Below are 284 nucleotides of genomic sequence, written 5' to 3'. Positions count from 1 at the left end.
CCTTGTTGATGGCTTGCCGCAGAACCTTCTCGTAATGCTTCTCGGGGACGGTCAAGCACTTGATGACAGTCCTCAGTAGCTTGAGGTGTTCGTCATTCGGATCAGCCTTCAAATCCTTGCTGATGGCATTCCCATATGAGTTGTTGTAGATATTGAAGGTCGCGTTCAGCTGTGCCTTACTCCTGGTGCTGAGGATGCGGATGACTTCATCATCATAATAGGCCTTCTCCGTGATCTTCTCACGAAGAATCTTGGCCTCTCCCTTTGCCCACATTGTGTTCACC

The 284-nt window shown here is 49.6% G+C and carries 1 protein-coding gene; it reads right to left on the bottom strand.

The window, feature by feature from the left end; translation table 11 throughout:
- On the bottom strand, positions 1-284 hold a 284-nt coding region (locus DL891_RS16870), incomplete at both ends, for a hypothetical protein (protein WP_157962613.1).

Origin of the sequence: Homoserinimonas sp. OAct 916, from assembly GCF_003260275.1 — a bacterium.
Classification (GTDB): Bacteria; Actinomycetota; Actinomycetes; order Actinomycetales; family Microbacteriaceae; genus OACT-916.
This window is presented reverse-complemented; position numbering and strand designations above follow the sequence as displayed.